This is a genomic window from Ideonella azotifigens, assembly GCF_006519715.1.
In the GTDB taxonomy this organism is placed as follows: domain Bacteria; phylum Pseudomonadota; class Gammaproteobacteria; order Burkholderiales; family Burkholderiaceae_C; genus Ideonella; species Ideonella azotifigens.
Genome location: NZ_VIDT01001087.1, coordinates 1 through 1276, shown reverse-complemented (window position 1 = coordinate 1276; position 1276 = coordinate 1). Strand labels below are relative to the sequence as shown.

Below are 1276 nucleotides of genomic sequence, written 5' to 3'. Positions count from 1 at the left end.
CCGGTGAGCGCCGCACACGGCCCGGCGCACATGCTGGCGCAGTGCGGCGAAGCAGCCACGCCCATGGCCAGGCCAGCAAGCACCAGCGGCAACATGGCAGCGGTCATCAGGCGCTCAAATCATCCTGGAGAAACGCTCGCGCTGGCGGTCGGTCTGCAGGTAGCGGTCGAAGACCATGGCCACTGCGCGCACCACGTACCAGCCGGTGGCGGTGACCTGCAAGGCATCCGGCTCGATCTCGACCAACCCTGCCTCGGCCAGCGGCGCCAGCTGCTGCAGCTCGGTGGCGAAGTAGCTGCGCATGTCCATCAGGTGAGCGAGTTCGATGGATTCGAAGTCGACCCGGCCCTGGCACATCAGCGCCATGATGACGGCGCGCCGCACCAGGTCGTCCCTCACCAGCGCCACGCCGCGCTGCACCGGCAGTTCGCCCTGGCGCAGCGCGTCGTAGTACTCGGGCAGGGTCTTGGCGTTCTGGTGGTAGCTCGCGCCCACGCGGCCGATGGCCGACACGCCCAGGCCGATCAGGTCGCAATCGGGCTGGGTGCTGTAGCCCTGGAAATTGCGGTGCAGCCGACCTTCGCGCTTGGCCACGGCAAGAGGATCGTCCGGCAGCGCGAAGTGGTCCATGCCCACATAGGTGTAGCCGCGACCCAGCAAGCCGGCGATGGCACCGCCCAGCATTTCCACACGTTGCGCGGCGCTGGGCAGCTGCAGGGTGTCGATGCGGCGCTGCGGCTTGAAGCGCTGCGGCAGGTGGGCATAGGCGTACAGCGCCAGGCGGTCCGGCCGCAGTTCGCCGATCTGCGCAATGGTGCGCGCGAAGCTGGCCGGCGTCTGCTGCGGCAGGCCGTAGATCAGGTCGGCATTGATGGAGGCGAAGCCCAGTTCGCGCGCGCTGACCATCAAGGCTTTCACGCTTTCGAACGGCTGCACGCGGTGCACCGCCTGCTGCACCTGCGGATCGAAGTCCTGCACGCCGAAGCTGATGCGGTTGAAGCCCAGTGTGCGCAGGTGGGCCAGGCGCTCGGCGCTGACGGTGCGCGGGTCGACCTCGATCGAGAGCTCCGCACCCTCGGTGAAGCCGAAGGCGGCGCGCAGCGAGGCCAGCAGGCGGCCCAGCTCCTCGTCGGACAGGAAGGTCGGCGAGCCGCCGCCCAGGTGCAGCTGCGAGACCAGCTGCGAAGCCGACGGGCCGTCGCCCAGTGCGGCGCGCACCAGGCCGATCTCGGTGTCCAGCGCCTGCAGGTATTCGGTGGCGCGCTCGTGGTGGCGG

1 protein-coding gene is annotated in these 1276 nt (G+C 69.4%); it reads right to left on the bottom strand.

What is annotated here, in order from left to right:
* Positions 1 to 114 precede the first annotated feature (114 nt).
* On the bottom strand, positions 115 to 1276 hold a 1162-nt coding region (gene hemN / locus FKP22_RS30760), incomplete at its 5' end, for an oxygen-independent coproporphyrinogen III oxidase (protein WP_141291977.1).